Origin of the sequence: Thalassotalea sp. ND16A (assembly GCF_000764205.1) — a bacterium.
Lineage (GTDB): Bacteria > Pseudomonadota > Gammaproteobacteria > Enterobacterales > Alteromonadaceae > Thalassotalea_A.
Window position 1 is genome coordinate 1 of the sequence record NZ_JQDZ01000003.1, and the last position, 20,252, is coordinate 20,252.

The following is a 20,252-nucleotide window of genomic DNA, read 5'->3' on the forward strand; positions in this document are numbered from 1 at the left end:
GGTTCAAGTCCAGGTTGAGGAGCCATATTAAAGTGGTTTTAATATAGAGATGTTGCCAAGCGCAACGGACTGACTATATTAAAATCGCCGTTCCTCCCAGGTTCAAGTCCAGGTTGAGGAGCCATATAAAAGAAGGCCTGCATATCGTGCAGGCCTTTTTGCTTTCTGTGAGTTTAAAATTAATTCCTCAATAGCTCAGTTGTTATACCAATTTGATTAAGTATGTGGGCTACTTTTCATGAGGAAAAACGGATAAATACAATGCATAAAATTTAGTAAGTAGTTATTCTACTTATCAATTTTATAAAGCAGTAGTTATTCGATTTAACCATTAAAAATGACCAGATATTTAATCAACTTGGTATTTAAGCAACGGACTGTGCTCTTATTAAAACCAGCGTTTGTCCCTGGTTCAAGTCCAGGTTGAGGAGCCATCTTTAAACAGTATGGCGATAAGTGGTAATGATATGGTTGCAATGATATCCCAAATATCCCACTCAACTTTGCGAACCTTAGCATCGTAGATTTCTTTACCCACCCCGGCAATGCTGGCAGCGGTTAATGCTACCCAATAGGGAGGCAAACCAAGCTTTACCGCAAAGAATGCTGCAATAACACCGATGACAACACCATAAATGGCATGAGTTACTTTGTCAGCATGCTTGAAGCCGCTTAATTCTGGTAATACACCTTGAAAGGTGATCTTCACCGGCAAAAGTTACGCTCTTTAATGATCATGGATAACTAACTATAGATAGTGTTACCTTTAATAGACAATATTAAGTTCAACCACTAGCTGTTATCAGTCATTTAAAAAGGTGTTCACTGAACCGGGGGCCTACACACTCAAACCTTAGCCCTTAGTCCTTAGTCCTTAGTCCTTAGTCCTTAGTCCTTCTAGCCTTCATCGCCCTTTCGAAAACGATAGGATTTGCCAGTCTTTCAAACATTTTTCTGTCCGGCAGACAGTCTTGAGATACAGACCGGAGATTGGCAGAGTCATCATCTACAAGCAATATATCGAGTGCAAACCGATTGTTGCCATATACACCGCGGTGTAGCATTTTAGCCGAGAAGATCAGTAAATCACCACGCTCAACTTCCAGTATTCGACTATTAGGCAGGTCGTCATAGCTGTGTTTACCATTTGCTTCAATTCTCACCTCCAACTCTTTTGGAGTGTCCCATCGTTTGTGTGAACCAGGGATCACTTCAACGCCTTTTTCGCTGGTGAGTGGAATTCGGAAGTGTGGCATGCTCGGGCCAGATTCAAGCATAGCTTTTTGTTGCCGGTGACTAAAATCGTATTGTATGTCGCGATGCCAATAATTATTTTTCTCAGAGTTAGCCGGATCGAAGAATAACTGGGTATTTAAAAATGCCGGATTCTTAATCACCTTCTCGGCGATTGCGACAAGTTTGTCAGAACAGATGAATTCAAACAACATAAGGCGTTGTTCATCATTCAGATGTTGTTTTGCCGTAAGGTATGCACTGTTAATCGCGTGTTGCTGATAAAATGCTTGATTCGCCTTCTGCCAGTTACGATGAAAAATCGAAAGCACGGTTTGCACGGTGTTGAGCTGTGTTGGCGTAAACAACCCTTTAATAATGGCGTATCCCTCTGCTTGGTATTGTTCGAGCAAAACTTTCCCTTGTCCACAGATTTGTTTCAAGTAACGATTCATAAACTTTAAACCAGTCCATACACTCTTAGCAATAACTTCATTCTGATAACTGTTCGAAAAAGGTATTGTTAAGCCAGATGTTTATCGTCCAAGATCATTATTTAATGCATTTGTATTAGACGAAACTCTTTACACCTTTTCAATCTTAGAAATTATTTATATTGATAACCTGATAAGACTCCCCTTTGAATTAAAACAAAATACTTAATTTGGACGTTTGAGAGTAATACAAATGTATTAGTCGGCTATTTAAACAAACACCGAAGTGAAATAAATTAACACCATGAAAATAAAAGGGTTTTCAATCTGGAGCAATATATGCAGCTTAATTGTTCCTATCAATTAATGTTAATGATGGGTAAGGATGTTAATTATGAAACTTCAAATTTTAGTTATTATTTCTGCGATTTTTGTGTTTGTTTTTTCAGGTGTAGTCAAGGCACAAAAAATAAAATATGTATTTGTTGCCGGTGACGCTTCGGCAAATACAATAAGGTGTATCCAGGCTGGAGAAAATGATTTATCAAAACTAAGGCGGTCGTTGCCATTCAGTCATACTCGTAAAAGAGCTCTTATTAACAACTTAACTTGTAATAATCTGCCGATTAATCAGTTTGCCGCCAGATTTGGTGCAGCAGATACCGCTTATTATTTAAACCGGTTAACCCATAAAAAAAATCGTTTAGAACTCGATAAAGTCAGCATTACCGATTTGGCAAGCAATGATGATGAGGAAACGATTATCAAAACTATTATGATTGCCAGTAATTAACTTATTAGAAGGGCAAGTCAGGCTTAAATTAACTTGCTTGCCCCTTTCCCTGCACATTAATTAGACACATCTGTAAACCGATATTCGTAAAAATAAACCACTACAAGATGTTAGGTTTTTTTATGTCCGGTAGAAAACACGCCAAAGATTTGCGAGTTAAAAATAACGCCTTCGAAGAGTATCGTGATGATCAACAATGTTAATTTGCCCTAAACACTGCTCCACCTTTTGCATCGAAAATTGAATTATTGGCATTGTTGAACTAATATTTTTGTAAGGTTTCATGCAGGACATTTGAAGTATGGACGCTTTTAACTCAACCAACAAAACGCAACTTGACCTGCCTTTAACGAATACTAAATTGTCATCCTTGATAGGTGATATTTACGGTTGTGCCCTTTCTAACAACTGGACTCACGCCTTAAAACAAATCATTGAGATTACCAAATCAAATAAAGCATTTTTGTATATGCAAAAAATAGATGAACCTAAACCCCAAGTAATGAATTTTCAGACCAATTTCGACTTTGACCCTAAAGTTTTACTGGAATACCAAAAACAAACCTTTAATGAACCTTATTATAAAGTGACCAAAGAAAAGGTTGAAGGGGAAGCCTTTTGTGTTAATGATTATATTGATATTGACCTTTATAAAGACAGTTATATTTATCAAAATATTTATAAACCATTAAGGTCTTATCATTGTTTAGGCGGAGTGTTAATTCGTGATGGCAAGCATGATTCAGTCTGGGCAATTAACCGCGGTGAAACAGATTCAGCCTATGCTGACAAATATCTCAATTTTATGAAAGTTATTACCCCGCATATGAGTCGGGCGATGCATATATTTAAAACACTAAAGATCTATAAAGACTACGCGAGTATTTCCAAAAGCATTCTCGATCAAAGTGATAACGCCATTATTGTTTGTGAGCAAAATGGTAATGTCATTATTGCTAATGACTTTGCCAATAAACAACTGGAACAATCAACAGTAGTGAACTTTGACTGTAAAGGAATAATAATTAGAGATAGTATATATAACCGAATGTTACAGCAATATATAGAGTCTTGTAGTAGTTATCACTTTAGCAACATAGAAACACAACAAACCATAGTTATTAATAATGAAGTTGAAACGTTATTGATTACCGTTGCACCAATTAAAAATGAAAGTGAGTTTAATGACATCAATGTGCCTTGCTGTTTGGTTACCATCAACTTTCAAAACTCGATTAACTGGCCATTAATTGTTGCTGAATTTGCCCTAACGCCAAAAGAAAGTCAGTTATTGCAAGCGGTTTATTCCAAGAAAAAGCTTAATGATTTGGTTAGCATATTGGGTGTGTCATATAACACTTTACGCTGTCATTTACAGTCAATTTTTAAAAAAGCAGGGGTAAATTCTCAAACCGATCTAATGATCAAAATTAATTTGTTTAAAAGCTAAAAGTGTCAACGCTGCTCAAAGATTTTTACAACAAAAAGAAATAGCATGAATTAACTATCCAACAACAAAGTTCCATTCCCCTTAGAGCGCATTTATATTCCATATTCAAAAAAATGTCAGCCAATTCACAGTCTGAACTTATACTCAAAACAAGCCTGTTTAAATCTTAAGAAAATATTTTTATAACTAATTAATCTAAGAAACAGTCAAGATTTCGATATACTTAAGAATCTAAAGGGATTATCAACTGGCTATGGAGTAGCAATGCAAACCTTATCTATCAAAGAATTATCTGAATTGCTCACTGTATGGTTTGCACGCACCAACAAAACATCTCACCGACATGCTCAAGAGAGATTACTCGAATACTATGATTCTATAAATGATGCTATTAAGGCCTATGAAAATCACTTTGACGAGTTCTAATAGTAGTTAAACATTGCTAAGTGGTTAATATATTTAGTTGATACAAATACTGGTAAAATATATATTAAAATGTGCTAGGTGAGTTTTTCGAAATTCACCTATTTTTTTGTACATTTTCAATATGGATGCTGTTTATTACGACGACATGGATGCTGTTTATTACGACGACATGGATGCTGTTTATTACGACGACATGGATGTAGGAGGTAGAGCAATGCTGGGAGCAATTGCCGAGGATTGCACATATACCCGACAAGCAGGGATAGCCTTTAGAGGGTGGTTTGTTGATCAGCTTTTATCACTGTTTTCGAAAACCATAAACACTAAACAAAATATTTAAAACAAAGGCTTATAGCATTGGATTACGCAGCTTTAATCATATTTATCCCGACATGCTTTTTCATCTCAATCACCCCAGGTATGTGTATGACTTTAGCGCTCACGCTAGGGATGACTATAGGTGTGCGCAGAACAATGTGGATGATGTATGGAGAATTACTAGGCGTTGCCGTTGTTGCCGTTGCTGCGGTTCTGGGGGTGGCGGCTTTGATGCTAAAGTTTCCTGCCATTTTTAGTATTTTCAAAATTGTTGGTGCCTTGTACTTAGCGTATTTGGCGGTGCAGATGTGGTTATCAAAAGGCAAAATGGCGATATCTCACAATAGAGAAGTGACCCAAACAGCTTCTCGTAAGGGTCTGTTCTTGCAGGGTTTCATTACCGCCATCGCCAATCCTAAAGGCTGGGCGTTTATGATTTCCTTGCTGCCACCGTTTATCAATCCAGAAAACCCCATTGCCGTTCAGCTCACGTTCTTAGTCGCCATCATTTTAGTGTCAGAATTTATCTGTATGATGCTTTATGCTACTGGCGGTAAATCGTTAGGTCTGCTGTTAGCAAAAGCGGAGAATGTACGCTTAATGAACCGGATTTCAGGTACACTGATGATGGGAGTGGCGCTTTGGTTAGCCTTGGGTTAATGGTCGGTTAATTCGTACCAAAGAACATTTACCGCATGAGTTATCATTTTTATCGATAACTCATAAATTCAAACACTAGCCGCTGTTGTTGATTGTTAATCATTAACACGATAACCATTTGCCAGATCATTTGCTCTTCTGTACAGGCACCAATTAATGTATTGGCCTCATATACGCCGTTTTCAGCATTGAAAAATAAAGGGATTTTTCCCATGTACATGTCTTTGCCTTCAAGCCACGCTGATTGAATTTCCAGTGCTGCGTTATCTTTTGATGCTAACTGAAAGTTTATTTCCGATTCTGCTTTAACCCGTTTCGGCAGTGCGTTTAGTTCAAAGCTGCCAATTTTTTGAGTTTGAACGCAAACTCCAGCGCTAAAGTCACAATAGTTTGGACCATAATTTTGCGGTTTATCACGTTCAATAAGTTGATAGCCAAAAAACACAGCAATGATGAACAAAATTAGAATTGTAGGTGTATAAAAATTACGCATAAAAGCCATTAAAAATAGTAAATAAATTGATATAAAACAAATGCACTGTACATAAAACTTACAATTAGAAACATTTCATTGATCTAGGTCATATTTTGTTACGTTATACGTGACAATTCTCCCTGTAGGCCTTATTATCGCACCCGGCAAAAAAATCAAACTATACAGTTTGTATTTTTGAACTATAACTTATTAGGTACAAAAACTACGTTTATAGACAAGTGAACGGAATTTTAGTGGCTAAACTTACTCACATCAACTTTATAATTATAAATGTGGAACCTTTAATATGAGTCAAAGCAATCTGACAGAAATAGACTACAACTACAACGTTGTACGTCAATTTACTGTGATGACTGTAATTTGGGGTATTGTTGGCACGTTAGTCGGTGTTTTAATTGCAGCCCAGTTAATCTGGCCAGCGTTAAACTTCGATACTCCGTGGTTAACCTACTCTCGTTTACGTCCTTTACATACCAATGCGGTAATTTTTGCATTTGGTACAAGTGCGCTATTTGCAACATCTTACTATGTTGTACAAAGAACCTGTAAAACAGCATTATTCGGCGGCAAGCTGGTTGCATTCACCTTTTGGGGTTGGCAAGCAGTTATCTTATCTGCCGTGGTCACCTTGCCTTTGGGTTTAACCTCTTCTAAAGAATATGCCGAGCTGGAATGGCCAATCGATATCTTGATTGCCGTGGTTTGGATCTCTTATGCCATTGTCTTCTTTGGCACTCTATTAAAACGTAAAACTTCACACATTTATGTAGCAAACTGGTTCTTTGGTGGTTTCATTATTACCGTTGCGGTGTTGCACATTGGCAACTCAATGGTAATTCCACTTACCTTAACCAAATCCTACTCATTATATCCTGGTGCCATCGATGCCATGATGCAATGGTGGTATGGCCATAACGCCGTTGGTTTCCTACTTACTGCTGGCTTCCTTGGCATGATGTATTACTTTGTGCCAAAGCAAGCTGAACGTCCGGTTTACTCATACCGTTTATCTATTGTTCACTTTTGGGCATTAGTGTCGTTATACATTTGGGCAGGTCCGCACCATTTACACTACACGGCGCTGCCAGATTGGACCCAAAGTGTTGGTATGGTGATGTCTATCGTATTATTCCTGCCTTCATGGGGTGGAATGATCAACGGTATCATGACGTTATCTGGTGCCTGGCATAAACTTCGTCACGATCCAATCTTACGTTTCTTAATCGTATCGTTATCTTTCTACGGTATGTCTACGTTCGAAGGCCCGATGATGGCAATCAAATCGGTTAACGCCCTGTCGCACTACACTGATTGGACTGTAGGTCACGTACACTCTGGAGCTCTGGGTTGGGTTGCCATGGTATCAATTGGTGCTATGTACCACTTAATTCCAGTGCTATTTAATCAGGGTCGTATGTACTCAATTAAATTAATCAACGTGCATTTCTGGTTACACACAACGGGTATCGTTTTATACATCGTTGCAATGTGGATCTCAGGCGTTATGCAAGGTTTGATGTGGCGTGCGGTTAACACCGACGGTACATTAACTTATTCTTTCGTTGAAAGTTTACAAGCATCTTACCCATTCTACTTCATCCGTTTTGTTGGCGGTGTGTTAGTAGTAACTGGTTTCCTTCTAATGGCTTACAACATGTTCAAAACTATCGGCGCGAAAGACGGCAGTTTAAAACAAGAAGCAATTGCGGCTTAAGGAGCAGACCATGCAAAACAAACACGAAAAATTCGAAAAACACCTTGGTTGGTTCTTTACGGCAACAATTGCTGCCATCAGTATTGGTGGTTTGGTAGAAATTACCCCATTGTTTTTCCAAAAAGAAACAACAACGCCTGTAGAAAGCTTACGCCCGTACACGGCACTTGAAATGGAAGGTCGTGATATCTACATTCGTGAGGGTTGTAATAACTGTCACTCACAAATGATCCGTCCATTGCGTGCCGAAACTGAGCGTTACGGTCACTACTCGGTAGCGGGTGAGTCGGTATGGGAACATCCGTTCTTATGGGGTTCTAAGCGTACCGGTCCAGATTTAGCCCGTGTTGGTGGTCGTTATTCAGATGACTGGCATTACGCGCATTTAATGGATCCACGCTCAGTTGTTCCACAATCAAACATGCCTTCGTACAAATGGTTAGCTGAAACGCCTGTTTCAAACGAGCTATCTGCTGCGAAAATGGAACTATTTAATGGTTTAACGAAAAACCGCAGCCATAAAGATGAGAATGGTAACCCTATTCCGCTTTATTCTAGCGATGATATTGCTAACGCGGGCAGCGAGTTTAAAACCACTAAGAGTATTACTGGTAAGGAAAGTCTGACTGAAATGGACGCCCTTATTGCCTATTTACAATCACTTGGTCATGCGTTGAAGTAATTATGGATTACGGAACTTTAAGAGGCATTTTCACGGTTTTAATCTTCGTACTATTTATTATCATAGTATTGTGGGCTTATAACAAAAACCGTAAATCTTCATTTGATGAAGCCGCTAATTCTATTTTTGACGACGACAATAACGACAACGTGAATAAAGATAAACAGGAGACTAATAATAATGTCTAGCTTCTGGAGTATATGGATTACCGTTTTAACCCTGGGAACCTTAGTTGGTTGTTACCTGATTTTACGCATGTGTTTGAAAAACTTTGCCGGCGTACCTGAAGGCGAATCAATGGGGCACGAGTTTGACGGTATTGAAGAGTTAAACAATCCACTACCTAAATGGTGGAGTACATTCTTTTTAGTAACGATTATTTGGGGCTTTGGCTACTTAGCTTTATACCCAGGTTTAGGTAACTTTGAAGGTTTATTAGGCTGGAAGAGCTCGAACCAGGACGTAACCAGTCTTAGCGATTCTAAAGCACAAGTAGCTTCGGCAAAAGCCGCAGGTTTACACGTGCAATATGACCGTGAAGTAGAACGTGCCGATGAAAGGTTTGGCCCTATCTTTGCTGAATTTGCTCAACAAGATGTTGAAACACTAAGTAAAAACGAAGAAGCGTTAAAGATTGGTCAACGTTTGTTTTTACAAAACTGTTCACAATGTCATGGCTCTGATGCGAAAGGTACTACTGGCTTCCCTAACCTTGTCGATAACGACTGGTTATATGGTGGCGACGGTGCAACCATCGAACAATCGATCTTACACGGCCGTGTTGGCCAGGGCATGATTGCCTGGGACACAATGGTTGGCGGCGAAGAAGGTGTGAAAGAAGTAGCAGCTTACGTACTTAGCCTAAACCCTGACCGAGCAGCCAAAGTAGATTCAGCACTTGCCGCTAAAGGTGAAGCTAAATTTGCAATGTGTGCAGCCTGTCATGGTAGTGATGCTACTGGCAGTGCCGCAATGGGCTTACCTTTAGGCGCGCCAAACCTTACCGATAACGTTTGGTTGTATGGCGGCTCTGAGCGTGCCGTACAGCAATCTATCCGTAATGGTCGTGCAGGCGTAATGCCAGCTTGGAAAGGTATTTTAGGTGAAGATAAAGTACGTGTAATTAGTGCATACGTATACAGTTTATCTAACCAAGACTAACTAGCCAATTAAAATAAAACCCTGTGTAGCGAAGCTACACAGGGTTTTATTTTTTAAACTGATGAAAATGGTAACCGCCCTTTCCTGTATCCTCGTTAGCAGATAAAATAGGGCCTGCTTTAATATTGAGAAATTGTTTATGATCACACCCTGGTACAAAGAACCCTGGGCTTATTTAGTCTTTATTCTTCCTTTAACGGCCGTTATCGCTGGTATTACTACGTTTATTATCGCCAATACTAATGCCGACACAGTAGTCGTCGATGACTATTACAAAAAAGGTAAAAGTATCAACCAAGACATTCGTAAATTTAAACTGGCGCAAAAATTAGGCATTCGTTTTGATATGCAAGTGTCCAGCAATGAGATTGTACTAAAACCGACCGGAATTGAAAAAACCTTCCCGTTATTGAATGTTAATTTTTACCATGCCACCCTCGCTGAGCGAGATTTCAGCGTGAAATTAACCCCTGATGGTAATGGCTGGTTACGACAAGACTTTAGCGAAACCATAGACGGAAAATGGCGAATATTAGTCACCCCATTCGATAATAAATGGAAACTGCAAACGACAATAGCATTGCCGCAAGCGGAATTTTCCCCTTTTGAATTACAATACTAGCGGCAGTTAAAGAGACCACATTTTGAGTCAAGATTGTTTTCATTGTGGTGAAATTATACCACCGGGTTTATCTTTAACCGTACTCATCGATGAGCAAGCGCAGGATATGTGTTGTCTTGGCTGCCAGGCAGTAGCGCTAGCTATTGTCGAAAATAACCTTGAAGATTATTATCGTTTTCGCAGTGAAAAAGGCAATAAAATTGATGCCACCGTACCGAACGAGCTAAGTAGCAACCAATTTATCGATGATGAGAGTTTGCAAAGTGAATTCACCTTCGATGTCGAAACCGGCAAAGAGACCATTTTATCTATTGATGGGATGAGTTGTGCGGCTTGCGCCTGGCTAATTGAAAAACAACTCAGTAAAAAACCAGGTATTGAGAAAATCCAGGTAAATGCCACCACGCAACGCGCCACCATTGCCTGGCATAATGATGTAATTAAATTGAGTGAAATTTTGACTGCTATCAGTCAAATTGGCTATCAAGCTCTGCCGTTCAAAGCGAATTTAGCCGAACAACGTAATATTCAACAATCGAAAGCATTCATCCGCAGACTCGGCGTTTCTGGCATTTTAACCATGCAAGTGATGATGATAGCATTTGGCTTGTATTTTGGTGCATTCAGTGACTTAGCCGAACATAACCTTGCTTATCTTCGCGGTACCAGCTTTGTCTTAACTCTGCCAATCGTTACCTTTGGCGCTTTCCCTTTTTATACCGGTGCATTAACGGCATTAAAAGCGAAGCGCTTATCCATGGATGTGCCCGTATCCATAGCCATCATTCTCGCCTTTTGTGCCAGCACCTGGGCCACTATCACCCATTCTGGTGAGGTCTATTTTGAATCACTGGCAATGTTTACCTTTTTACTGCTCATCGGTAAATATTTAGAGTTTCGTGCCCGTGCCCGTGCTGCCGAAGTATCGGCCAATTTGTTAAAGCTGATGCCACTAAGCGCAACGACACTGATCACTGTGAACGAGCAGGTACAAGAGCAAGTGATCAGCGCCAAGCTATTGCAAGTCAATGATCAGGTGATTGTAAAACCCGGTGAGACGCTGCCCGGTGATGGCATGGTAATTAACGGCTCTTCCAGTATTAATGAGTCGATGTTAACCGGCGAACATGCCCCCGTGACTAAAAACAAAGGCATGAATGTTTTTGCTGGTACGGTAAATGGTGATGGCAATTTAATTATCGAAATAAGCAAAGCCAATTCCGACAGCTTTTTAACGAATTTAATCCGTTTAAGCGAATCTGCGCAGGCACACAAACCCGCCATCGCCCAGCTATCTGATCGAATTGCGCAATACTTTGTGGCAATAATATTGCTCACTGCGGTTGCTACATCTTTATATTGGTATGTTAATGCCCCGCAAGAAGCGTTTTGGATCACCCTGTCGGTATTAGTTGCTACCTGCCCTTGCGCACTTTCTTTAGCCACACCAACCGCGTTAACCTGTGGCACAATTCGTCTCAACAAAGACGGCATTATGATCAAAAATGGCCATGTATTAGAGACCATGCCGAAAGTGGATTGTTTTGCCTTTGATAAAACAGGCACCCTGACCAACGGCCAATTTGCCTTAACAAAAACAGTTTTACTTGCTCAGCAATACGATAAAGCTAGCGTATTGGCCCTGGCTGCGGCGCTTGAAGCACACTCTGAACATCCATTGGCAAAAGCATTTATTCCATATCGAGACTATGCAGTAAATGTAGACAATGTTGAAGTGGTGCCAGGTTGTGGCATTACCGCAACCAAGGATGGCTACCAAATAGCAATAGGCAAAACGTCATGGCTGAGTAAATCAACACAAATTGATCAGCAATACCAGCAAGCGCAATGTTTGTTAACGGTGAACAATACGCTGGTGGCGGTATTTTATTTGCAAGATACCTTACGCAATGACACGATAGAAGTCATTACCTGTTTGCATCAGAAAAATCTGGATACAGTGTTGATCAGCGGTGATAACAGCAGTGGTGTTAACGCATTTCGTCAACAAGTTCACCTTAAACAATGCTTTGACACTTGCAGTGCTACCGATAAATTAGCCATTTTAAAAGAGCAGCAAGACCAGGGTAAAACCGTTGCTATGGTTGGTGATGGAGTTAACGATTCACCCGTGTTTGCCCAAGCTCATGTAGCAATTGCAATGGGCAGTGGCACTGAAATTGCGAAAAGTGACGCCGATGTGATTTTATTGGACAATCAGTTAACCAGCTTATTGGCACTTAAACGTATCTCCAGCAAAACCGCCCGCATCATTAAACAGAACTTTGCCTGGGCACTTACCTACAATGCGATCATACTGCCTTTGGCAGTGTGTGGTTTTATTACGCCCTATATGGCAGTATTAGGCATGTCTGCCAGTTCCATTATCGTAGTGAGCAATTCATTACGATTGTTAAAATAGGTCTTAGCTAAATGACTATTATTTATATTCTGATCCCTATCGCCATCATTTTCACCGCCGTGGCGATTTATCTGTTTTTTTGGGCGGTCAAAACCGAGCAATTTGACGATCTTGAAAAGCAAGGTCTGAGTATCTTGTTCGATGATGAAAAAATTCAACCGAAAACAGCACAAAAGAAAACATCGATGGCGGCCAAATCAGCTAACAATAGTAATGATAAAGATAAACGTAGCTAAATGAATATCGATTTTTTATCGGCATTTTTAATCGGTATTGCGGGTGCGGGCCACTGTGTGGCCATGTGCGGCGGTATTACCACAATGCTTACCGCCTCTTTAGAAGATAAAACAAAAGCCAATATTGGGCTTATTTTATCCTACAACTTTGGTCGTATATTTTCCTATGCCACAGCCGGTGCAATTGCCGGTTTAACCGGTTCACTGGCCGCTAAATCGTTAGGATTTCCGATTTTATGGTTAAAAGTGATCGCCGCAATATTTGTCATCTTACTCGGTTTATATATTGCTCGTTGGTCATTTGTGCTTAATAACATTGAGCACATTGGCAAATGGTTGTGGCAGTATCTGCAGCCGTTGAGTAAAAACCTTATTCCGGTAAAAAACGTAAGACAATCAATGCTTTTGGGCATGGTTTGGGGCTGGCTACCTTGCGGTCTGGTGTATTCAACACTCACCTGGTCTATCGCCAGTGCCGATTGGTTAAATGGTGCCTTGATCATGTTTGCTTTTGGTTTAGGGACATTACCTGCCTTATTAACTATGGCATCAGGCTGGCAATTTGTAACCCAACTGTTACGTTCTGATCTAATTCGTAAAGTAACCGCCGGTTTACTTATTTTTTACGGCTTATATTCGTTAAATATTGCGCTAGATCAAATATTTTAGTAAAATCAACGTATTAAATGGATTCATAATAGTAGTCGTAAAATGCCACAAAAAATACACATTGCAACAAACATAAAATGCCAAAACTGTAGTATCAGTGAGTTATGTTTGCCGTTCAGTTTAAATGAAACGGAATTGAATTTACTGGATGATATTATTCAGCGTAAAAAGCCAATTCAAAAAAATACCCAAATATTTAAAGCCGGTGAACCTTTGCAAACATTGTATGCCATACGTTCAGGTACTTTTAAAACCTTTATCATTTCTGAACAGGGTGAAGAGCAAATTACCGGCTTCCATTTAGCGGGTGATTTAATGGGCTTTGATGCGTTATCGAAAAGGCATCACCCGAGTTTTGCTAAAGCTCTGGAAACGTCTATGGTTTGTGAAATTCCATTTGAAGTACTCGATACCTTATCAAGTAAAATTCCTAAGCTAAAAGCGCAAATGATGAGTTTGATGAGTGACGAACTGCAATGTAACAGTGAAATGTTCTTATTGTTAAATCGTAAAAACGCCGAACAAAAGCTTGCCACATTTCTTGCCAGTTATGGTAAACGCTTAGGTAACAGAAATTTATCTGCAATAGAGTTTATTTTGCCGATGACTCGCTCTGAAATTGGTAATTACATCGGTCTAACCATAGAAACCATTTCGCGCTTGATGACCAGATTCCAAAAAGAGGGTCTGATCAAAGTCGAAAACAAATTTATCACCATTTTAGACAAAGACAGCTTATACAAAGTAGCTGGAATTGCCCAGTAATACAGCCTTCATTGTAGCTAAAGCATTGTTTTATAACTTCTTGATTTAAATCAATGTTTTAGTGTCTATTCAAACTTTCCTCAATTCAAATTTGTAACAATGGCGATAACAGATTAAGCTTAGTGATAGCGACTGCACTAAATACTGATTCATTCAGCTATTTATTCTCATCGCCAGCAAATTTAATTATTTACTCACTTGGTGAATTCAATGGAAAGATATCAAAACATATTAGTCATCATAGACCCGACAATGGAAGAGCAAAAGGCATTGACTCGTGCCTGCAAGCTCGCCGGTAAAACCGGAGCTAAAATTACTGCATTTCTCTCTATTTATGATTTTTCCTACGAAATGACCACGATGTTATCCGGCGAAGAACGCGAAACCATGCGCGAAACCGTGGTGAAAGGCAGAGAAAATTGGCTAAAAGATCTCATTGAGGATTACGACAGAGAAATTTCGACCAAAGTTGTTTGGCATAACCGGCCATTTGAAGCCATTTTATCTGAAGTTAGAGATTGTCAATTTGATGTCGTATTAAAAAGTACTCATCAACACCCAACGCTGCAATCAGTGATATTCACCCCGACAGACTGGCATTTAATCCGTAAATGCTGGGTGCCGTTATTGTTGGTTAAAGAGCATCAGTGGCCAGAAAACGGCCATATACTGGCCGCGGTTAATGCCGGTAGTGAAGAGCAAGAGCATCAGTCGTTAAACGATAAAATTTCAGAAGAGGCATTAAATTTAAGCAAAATGATCAACGCCGATGTGCATTTTGTTAACTCCTACCCCGGCACACCGATTAATATTGCCATTGAAATCCCAGAATTTGATGCCGCCGAATATAACGATACGATGAAACAGCACCATATTGATGTGATGAAAGAATACGCCAGCAAATATCATTTAAGCGATGAATTTCTTCATGTTGAAGAAGGCTTGCCGGAAGATGTTATCGAAAAAGTGGCGCAACAGATTGATGCAGAACTGGTGATCTTAGGTACAGTTGGCCGTACAGGGCTTTCAGCAGTGTTAATTGGCAACACCGCTGAGCACGTAATCGACAGACTCAATTGCGATTTATTGGCGTTAAAACCCGATGGCTATCAATCTCCCTTTTTAAAATAACCGGTATCCAAACCAAATAACAAACCCATAAAAGCTTAATCGGAAAAAAACTTAGTAGAATTGCTATATTGCTTTTATGGTGATCTTCTCTTCGGTATAATGCGCGCCCTGTACATTAAAAGATTTAATCAAATGGTGCGTAACATGTCACAACCTTCATCTGTACTGGCTAGCCCGGTATCTGCGGTTCAACAAGAGTTAGCGTTAAAAGCTGCGAAACAACAACAAGCGAAATTGGCGAAAAAATTTCGACATCATGTTGGTAAAGCCATTAACGATTACAACATGATCGAAGATGGCGATAAGGTAATGGTGTGTTTATCTGGTGGTGCCGACAGTTACACCATGCTAGATATCTTATTAAAACTTAAAGCTTCGGCTCCTATCCATTTCGATATTGTTGCGGTTAACCTGGATCAAAAGCAACCTGGCTTTCCTGAGCATATTTTACCGCAATATTTGCAACAACTAGGCGTTGACTACCACATCATTGAAGAAGATACCTATGCCATTGTAAAAGACAAGATCCCGGAAGGGAAAACCACTTGTAGCCTTTGTTCTCGCTTGCGTCGGGGAATTTTGTACAGCACCGCAAAACGATTACAGGTTACCAAGATTGCCTTAGGTCATCACCGTGATGACATGATAGAAACCCTGCTGTTGAACATGTTCTTCAATGGTAAGGCGAAAACCATGCCGGCGAAACTGGTGTCAGATAATGGCGAGCATGTCGTCATTCGTCCACTTGCCTATTGCAAAGAAAAACAGATAAAACAATATGCACAACTTAAGCAGTTCCCTATCATTCCATGTAACTTGTGTGGCAGCCAGACAAACTTGCAACGACAAAATGTAAAACAAATGCTTAACGATTGGGAAACAACATTCCCGGGCAGAGCCGAGTCAATTTTTACCGCCATGCAAAATGTAGTGCCTTCACACTTAGCCGATCACCAGCTGTTTAACTTTAAAGACGTCGATTTGCACACCGGGGTTGTTAATGGTGGTGACATCGCCTTTGATAGTGAATCGTTTATTGCCCCAGCATCCGTGAGTAAAGAAGATAAATTTAGTCAGGCAGAATTGGTCAATATTGTCGAATTGAAATAAAGAATGTTATTCTTTATTGATCCAGGGAGAGATCAGTTTCGGCGCTAAGTCAAAGCTGATCGCTTTATCATTTGATTGATTGTCTGCATCGATTGCCAGCTTGCACTTCTCTTGTTCACAAACCAGCGCGGGCTTTAATTTTTCATTGATATAGGCAATGTTTTCCGGGCTTGATAATTCGATATGTAAACCACTCACTTGTGGCATCATAAACCATAAAAATGAACCAAACTCATCAACCAGCTGTTGCATTTGCGTGGTGATTAATGCCAATTCAGCAAAACTGAAGTCACTTTTCGTCTTATCTTTCACTTGCATTTGCATTTGCAAAATACAGTTTTGGTACTCATCTTTGAGTTTCACTCTAAGCAGAGCAAACTTGTCATACAAATCTCTTGAGTATGGCACTAGCAATTGGCCATCATCGGCAATAGCGATAGCACTAGGCTCTGTTCCTTGCGCCAGCATGGTTGCCTTTTCCATTTCACAACGTGTTCTTTTGTACGAGTCGACCAAATAAAAACCCATGGTGATTTTTTCTAATTTATTTTCTTTGATCAAATCAAGGCGCTGATAAAAGCCTTTATATTCAAGATCAACAGCGAGACTCGAAAAACTGGTAATAGCCAATAACGATACGCTGAGCGCGAATAGAAACTTTTTCATATTTACTACACTTATACTTTAATGAAACGGTGGTTATGACGAAGCATGGTATTAATTTCAACGACATAATCCATACCACGTTCAGAATACGGTAATAATCCGGTAGCCAGTACATCAGGCCTAAGCTCTAAATTATTGTCTCGTAATTGCTCTCTTATGGTTCTAAACAAATCATAAGCCGGGTGAGTATTGATATTATGGAAATAGCGACTGACCATTTGCTCTAATGAATCAAACGCGGCGACTTCATGATTTCGGCCTGAGTCTCTACCATTTGGTACTAGACCACAGCCCTTTTTAAAACACCACATGCCAAAAAAATTTAAACCAATACGGGCAAAACGAGAACTGCCCCACGCCGACTCATTAGCCGCTTGCACTAATACCAGCTCTCGTGGAATTTGATCCACTTTCAACAATAGTTGTTGGCTTAATACCGCAGCATCGGCGGTTATCTCAACTTTATAGATTTTTGCTAAGTTGGTTAGCGACAATTGTTGCTCTGCTGATAACGTTTGTGGGCTCGACAGGGTATTCGAAATATCAATTAGTTGGGCTCTTAGCTTCGCCAGTTTTGTATTTTCGGCATCTATCGCCGGCTTTAAAAAATCAAAAAATTGCTGCTTACGAGTGTTAATATCGGCAATGGCGATAAAATTGGGTAAATCGACATTATGTTTTGGTTGCTCAACCGTAACTTTTTTAGGCTTATCGCTTACATCGGCTTCGCTTACCTCGACTTCGGTTTCGCTAATAAAAATAAACGGAAACAGTGCCATAAAAAATACCGCGATTAGCAGTAATCCCTTTATGGTGTTGTGTTTAGTTCGATTTGGGCTAGTCATCATAAATTCCTTTTATGCTGAGAAAAACATGTCTTGATCACCTTTGTTATCAATAACCTGCATTTGTACTCCAAAGATCTCCCGGTACAGTATGCCTTTTACATTGTAATAAAAAGGCGCTAAAAAAAACAACGCAACTAAAAATACAAACATCGAGATAATGGCCGGTACGCCGACAAAGCCAGGTAGCAAACTTAAAATTAGCAACAACATAAACACGCTATAAATTTGCATCAATTTTAGCCAACCAAACCGTGTCGCTTTCAGTGATAAAATAATGGCCGCCATTGGCGACATTTGCTTTTCAACGATTAATGGAATGGTTAACGACAATGCTACCGCTAAATATATGCCGGGTAAGATCAGGTAAAAACCTAATGAAGTGATACTGGCAATAATTAATGCCGTGATGGCGGTATAAGCGCTACGCTTTAAAAACGCAAAAACAAAGCCGGTACGAGTTTTAATGCCTACTGCATGCGAGATCCCCATCATCTCTACACCCGCGATAAACGGCCAAAGCAAGGCGGTAACGAGCAAATTGATCGAAACTTGCTTTTGGTTATTTTGCATAATTTCTTCAAGGCCGCCCATGTATTCACTGGCAACAAGAGTAATGATCACCCCCATTAAAAAAATGAAAGAGAGTCCACTAAGGATCGATTGTTTATTTTTTTGGGTAAGAGCCCAACCTTCTTTTAGTATCGCATGTACATCAAGTGAGTAATCGCCCTGCACTGCTTTTTCTGGGTTGGAGCCAATTTGTACGAATCGTTTTTCTTTCACAGGTTCTTCTTCCACAGAATAGGTTCTCAAAAAAAATTTCGGCAAGTATAACAAATCCACGAGAAAAATAGTGTTATCTATTGTAATTACTTATGTAAGATTAATTCTTGCCTCGCAGCATAGCGGTTTTAACTGAGCACCAGCTTTATCGCCAGAGCAATTAATACCACCCCCATGAATCGGTCGATTATATGGGCTTTAGTCAACAGTTTTTGGCGAAAATTATCTATCGTCATCATATACGATAAAAAACTAAACCAGATTGCAGTTGCCAGTGCCATGTATATCCCGTAAACACTCTGGATCATGGTTGGTGTTTCAGGCGAGATCACAATGGAAAATAATGACACAAAAAACAGCGTTGCCTTGATGTTTAAACCATTCACTAAAAAGCCGGTTAAAAACGCTTTACCTGGGCTTTGCGGTTTATGTTGCGCCAAGTCTTGCGTATTACCGCCAGCTGCCGGTTTTGTTCTTAAGCCCTGAATGCCAAGATAAAATAAATAGCCGCCGGCGATGTAAGATAGCACGGTGAAGTATAACGGATCGCTGGCGAGCAAGAGACCAATCCCGACTAATGAATAGGTGACGTGCAATAAAATACCACTGCCAATACCAACACTGGTATATAGTGCGGTTTGCCGGCCACGAGTCAGGCTTTGTTTTACAATTACGGCAAAGTCAGGGCCGGGACTTGCTACGGCGAGAAAATGTACCAAAGCTATGGTGAGAAATTCACCATAATAGAGACTTAATTGCATATTGTGTTCTGCTTAAGCTGGTTAGTTGTGTTTAATATGATTGAGAAAATCGGCAAAAAATTTGCCACCTTTTTGCTGACAAACCTCAATATTTTTGTCCGGAATTGCTGCAGCATCGGGATGAGCTTTAATCGCCTTTGCCAACGACTCTTCCCTGATCAAATGCAAAATTGGAAATGGTGAACGGTTAGTATAATTACTGTCATCGTCCTCATCGACTCCGGCAAAATAATAATCAGGATGAAACGAAGCGATTTGATAAACACCTTCATAGCCTTCGCGTATCAACAATTGCTCGGCAAAGTGAACCAAGTCAAGATAGTCTTCAAAATATTGAAAATTATCCGGATAAATTAACAAACTGGTTTCCATCTCAGGATTTTTATCAAGGCATTGGCATTCCTCTATTACCCCTTGTAACGCGGTTTCCATGTCGACATGGGTAAATACCGAATATACGATGGTGTTTTGCACAAACTCTTTTTTGGCGAAAGGACAAAAATTTAAACCAATAATGATTTTCTCTAACCATTGTTTGCACTGATTGATGATTTGTTGTTCGCTATAATTCATATATAACACGCATAGACCGATTGAGCGTCTAGTTTAACAATATCTTGGAAATAGGTACTAGTTTATTTTAATACAGCAGGATAACGTTACTTAAAACACATTATCATGCCACTTGCTATTGGCACATGGTTCGCTAGTATGGGGATATATATACCTTCAAAAGGCTTGAAATTGACCTGGTCAACTAATTTCACACACCCCAGTTAAGCAACCAATTTCAAATCAAATCCTAAACTATCATTGCCAGCTTCAAAGTTATTTGGACTTTTATAATCCAGATAAGAATGTAATCTGTGGCT

At 39.8% G+C, this 20,252-nt stretch carries 24 protein-coding genes; 16 read left to right on the plus strand and 8 right to left on the minus strand.

Going from position 1 to position 20,252, the window contains the following annotated elements; genetic code table 11:
- Positions 1-412: 412 nt before the first annotated feature.
- On the minus strand, positions 413-715 hold the full coding sequence (locus ND16A_RS18460; protein WP_033075724.1) for a hypothetical protein: 303 nt from the start codon (positions 713-715) through the stop codon (positions 413-415).
- 166 nt (positions 716-881) lie between these two features.
- Positions 882-1,688 carry a phytanoyl-CoA dioxygenase family protein gene (locus tag ND16A_RS18455; protein WP_052072761.1) on the minus strand — a complete coding sequence of 269 codons (807 nt, stop codon included), beginning with the start codon at positions 1,686-1,688 and terminating at the stop codon, positions 882-884.
- Positions 1,689-2,052: 364 nt separating this feature from the next.
- Between ND16A_RS18455 and ND16A_RS18450 the strand changes: the two genes are divergently transcribed.
- The 5 genes from ND16A_RS18450 (at position 2,053) to ND16A_RS18435 (ending at position 5,314) form a co-directional block, all read left to right on the plus strand.
- Positions 2,053-2,460: a DUF3718 domain-containing protein gene (locus ND16A_RS18450; protein ID WP_081945402.1), complete on the plus strand. Its 408-nt coding sequence runs from the start codon at positions 2,053-2,055 to the stop codon at positions 2,458-2,460.
- Between the two features lie 301 nt (positions 2,461-2,761).
- Positions 2,762-3,910, plus strand: a complete 1,149-nt coding sequence (locus ND16A_RS18445) for a helix-turn-helix transcriptional regulator (protein ID WP_033075726.1) — start codon at positions 2,762-2,764, stop codon at positions 3,908-3,910.
- A gap of 264 nt (positions 3,911-4,174) precedes the next feature.
- Complete coding sequence (locus ND16A_RS21190) at positions 4,175-4,336, plus strand: hypothetical protein (protein ID WP_160173467.1); 162 nt, start codon at positions 4,175-4,177, stop codon at positions 4,334-4,336.
- Between the two features lie 106 nt (positions 4,337-4,442).
- Entirely contained in the window at positions 4,443-4,676 is a 234-nt protein-coding gene (locus ND16A_RS18440; protein WP_033075727.1) for a hypothetical protein, read from the plus strand.
- A gap of 17 nt (positions 4,677-4,693) precedes the next feature.
- Entirely contained in the window at positions 4,694-5,314 is a 621-nt protein-coding gene (locus ND16A_RS18435; RefSeq protein WP_033075728.1) for a LysE family translocator, read from the plus strand.
- 49 nt (positions 5,315-5,363) lie between these two features.
- On the opposite strand, the gene ND16A_RS20035 is transcribed toward ND16A_RS18435, so the two are convergent.
- Positions 5,364-5,807, minus strand: a complete 444-nt coding sequence (locus tag ND16A_RS20035; RefSeq protein WP_152593761.1) for a hypothetical protein — start codon at positions 5,805-5,807, stop codon at positions 5,364-5,366.
- A 289-nt stretch (positions 5,808-6,096) separates the two neighbouring features.
- Between ND16A_RS20035 and ccoN the strand changes: the two genes are divergently transcribed.
- From ccoN to ttcA, 11 genes are all read left to right on the plus strand, one after another.
- Entirely contained in the window at positions 6,097-7,524 is a 1,428-nt protein-coding gene (gene ccoN, locus ND16A_RS18430; protein ID WP_033075729.1) for a cytochrome-c oxidase, cbb3-type subunit I, read from the plus strand.
- Positions 7,525-7,534: 10 nt separating this feature from the next.
- Positions 7,535-8,206 carry a cytochrome-c oxidase, cbb3-type subunit II gene (gene ccoO / locus ND16A_RS18425; RefSeq protein ID WP_033075730.1) on the plus strand — a complete coding sequence of 224 codons (672 nt, stop codon included), beginning with the start codon at positions 7,535-7,537 and terminating at the stop codon, positions 8,204-8,206.
- Between the two features lie 2 nt (positions 8,207-8,208).
- Positions 8,209-8,394, plus strand: coding sequence for a CcoQ/FixQ family Cbb3-type cytochrome c oxidase assembly chaperone (locus ND16A_RS18420; RefSeq protein WP_033075731.1), 186 nt, complete (start codon positions 8,209-8,211; stop codon positions 8,392-8,394).
- Positions 8,387-9,367 (plus strand): cytochrome-c oxidase, cbb3-type subunit III, encoded by a 981-nt coding sequence (gene ccoP, locus ND16A_RS18415; RefSeq protein WP_033075732.1) that lies wholly within the window; start codon positions 8,387-8,389, stop codon positions 9,365-9,367. The genes ND16A_RS18420 and ccoP overlap by 8 nt, the downstream gene beginning before the upstream one ends.
- Positions 9,368-9,506: 139 nt before the next feature.
- A complete protein-coding gene (locus ND16A_RS18410) occupies positions 9,507-9,989 on the plus strand; it encodes a FixH family protein (RefSeq protein WP_033075733.1) in 483 nt (160 codons plus the stop codon).
- Between the two features lie 22 nt (positions 9,990-10,011).
- Complete coding sequence (locus tag ND16A_RS18405; RefSeq protein WP_033075734.1) at positions 10,012-12,411, plus strand: heavy metal translocating P-type ATPase; 2,400 nt, start codon at positions 10,012-10,014, stop codon at positions 12,409-12,411.
- 11 nt (positions 12,412-12,422) lie between these two features.
- Complete coding sequence (gene ccoS, locus ND16A_RS18400) at positions 12,423-12,647, plus strand: cbb3-type cytochrome oxidase assembly protein CcoS (RefSeq protein WP_033075735.1); 225 nt, start codon at positions 12,423-12,425, stop codon at positions 12,645-12,647.
- Entirely contained in the window at positions 12,648-13,316 is a 669-nt protein-coding gene (locus ND16A_RS18395) for a sulfite exporter TauE/SafE family protein (RefSeq protein ID WP_033075736.1), read from the plus strand.
- 42 nt (positions 13,317-13,358) lie between these two features.
- Complete coding sequence (fnr, locus tag ND16A_RS18390) at positions 13,359-14,081, plus strand: fumarate/nitrate reduction transcriptional regulator Fnr (protein ID WP_033075737.1); 723 nt, start codon at positions 13,359-13,361, stop codon at positions 14,079-14,081.
- A gap of 210 nt (positions 14,082-14,291) precedes the next feature.
- On the plus strand, positions 14,292-15,212 hold the full coding sequence (uspE, locus tag ND16A_RS18385) for a universal stress protein UspE (RefSeq protein ID WP_033075738.1): 921 nt from the start codon (positions 14,292-14,294) through the stop codon (positions 15,210-15,212).
- Between the two features lie 144 nt (positions 15,213-15,356).
- Positions 15,357-16,322, plus strand: a complete 966-nt coding sequence (gene ttcA / locus ND16A_RS18380; RefSeq protein ID WP_052072764.1) for a tRNA 2-thiocytidine(32) synthetase TtcA — start codon at positions 15,357-15,359, stop codon at positions 16,320-16,322.
- A 6-nt stretch (positions 16,323-16,328) separates the two neighbouring features.
- Here the strand turns inward: ttcA and ND16A_RS18375 are convergent, their stop codons facing one another.
- The 5 genes from ND16A_RS18375 to ND16A_RS18355 all read right to left on the minus strand — a co-directional run bounded on the left by ND16A_RS18375 (position 16,329) and on the right by ND16A_RS18355 (position 19,953).
- Positions 16,329-16,988, minus strand: a complete 660-nt coding sequence (locus ND16A_RS18375; protein ID WP_033075739.1) for a DUF2987 domain-containing protein — start codon at positions 16,986-16,988, stop codon at positions 16,329-16,331.
- Positions 16,989-16,999: 11 nt separating this feature from the next.
- The gene (locus ND16A_RS18370) at positions 17,000-17,836 is read right to left on the minus strand and encodes a glucosaminidase domain-containing protein (RefSeq protein WP_152593762.1); all 837 of its coding nucleotides are present in this window, start codon (positions 17,834-17,836) and stop codon (positions 17,000-17,002) included.
- 9 nt (positions 17,837-17,845) lie between these two features.
- Positions 17,846-18,619, minus strand: coding sequence for a hypothetical protein (locus ND16A_RS18365; protein ID WP_152593763.1), 774 nt, complete (start codon positions 18,617-18,619; stop codon positions 17,846-17,848).
- A 128-nt stretch (positions 18,620-18,747) separates the two neighbouring features.
- Entirely contained in the window at positions 18,748-19,380 is a 633-nt protein-coding gene (locus ND16A_RS18360) for a LysE family translocator (protein WP_033075741.1), read from the minus strand.
- Between the two features lie 21 nt (positions 19,381-19,401).
- Positions 19,402-19,953 (minus strand): DUF1415 domain-containing protein, encoded by a 552-nt coding sequence (locus ND16A_RS18355; protein ID WP_033075742.1) that lies wholly within the window; start codon positions 19,951-19,953, stop codon positions 19,402-19,404.
- Positions 19,954-20,252: the final 299 nt, after the last annotated feature.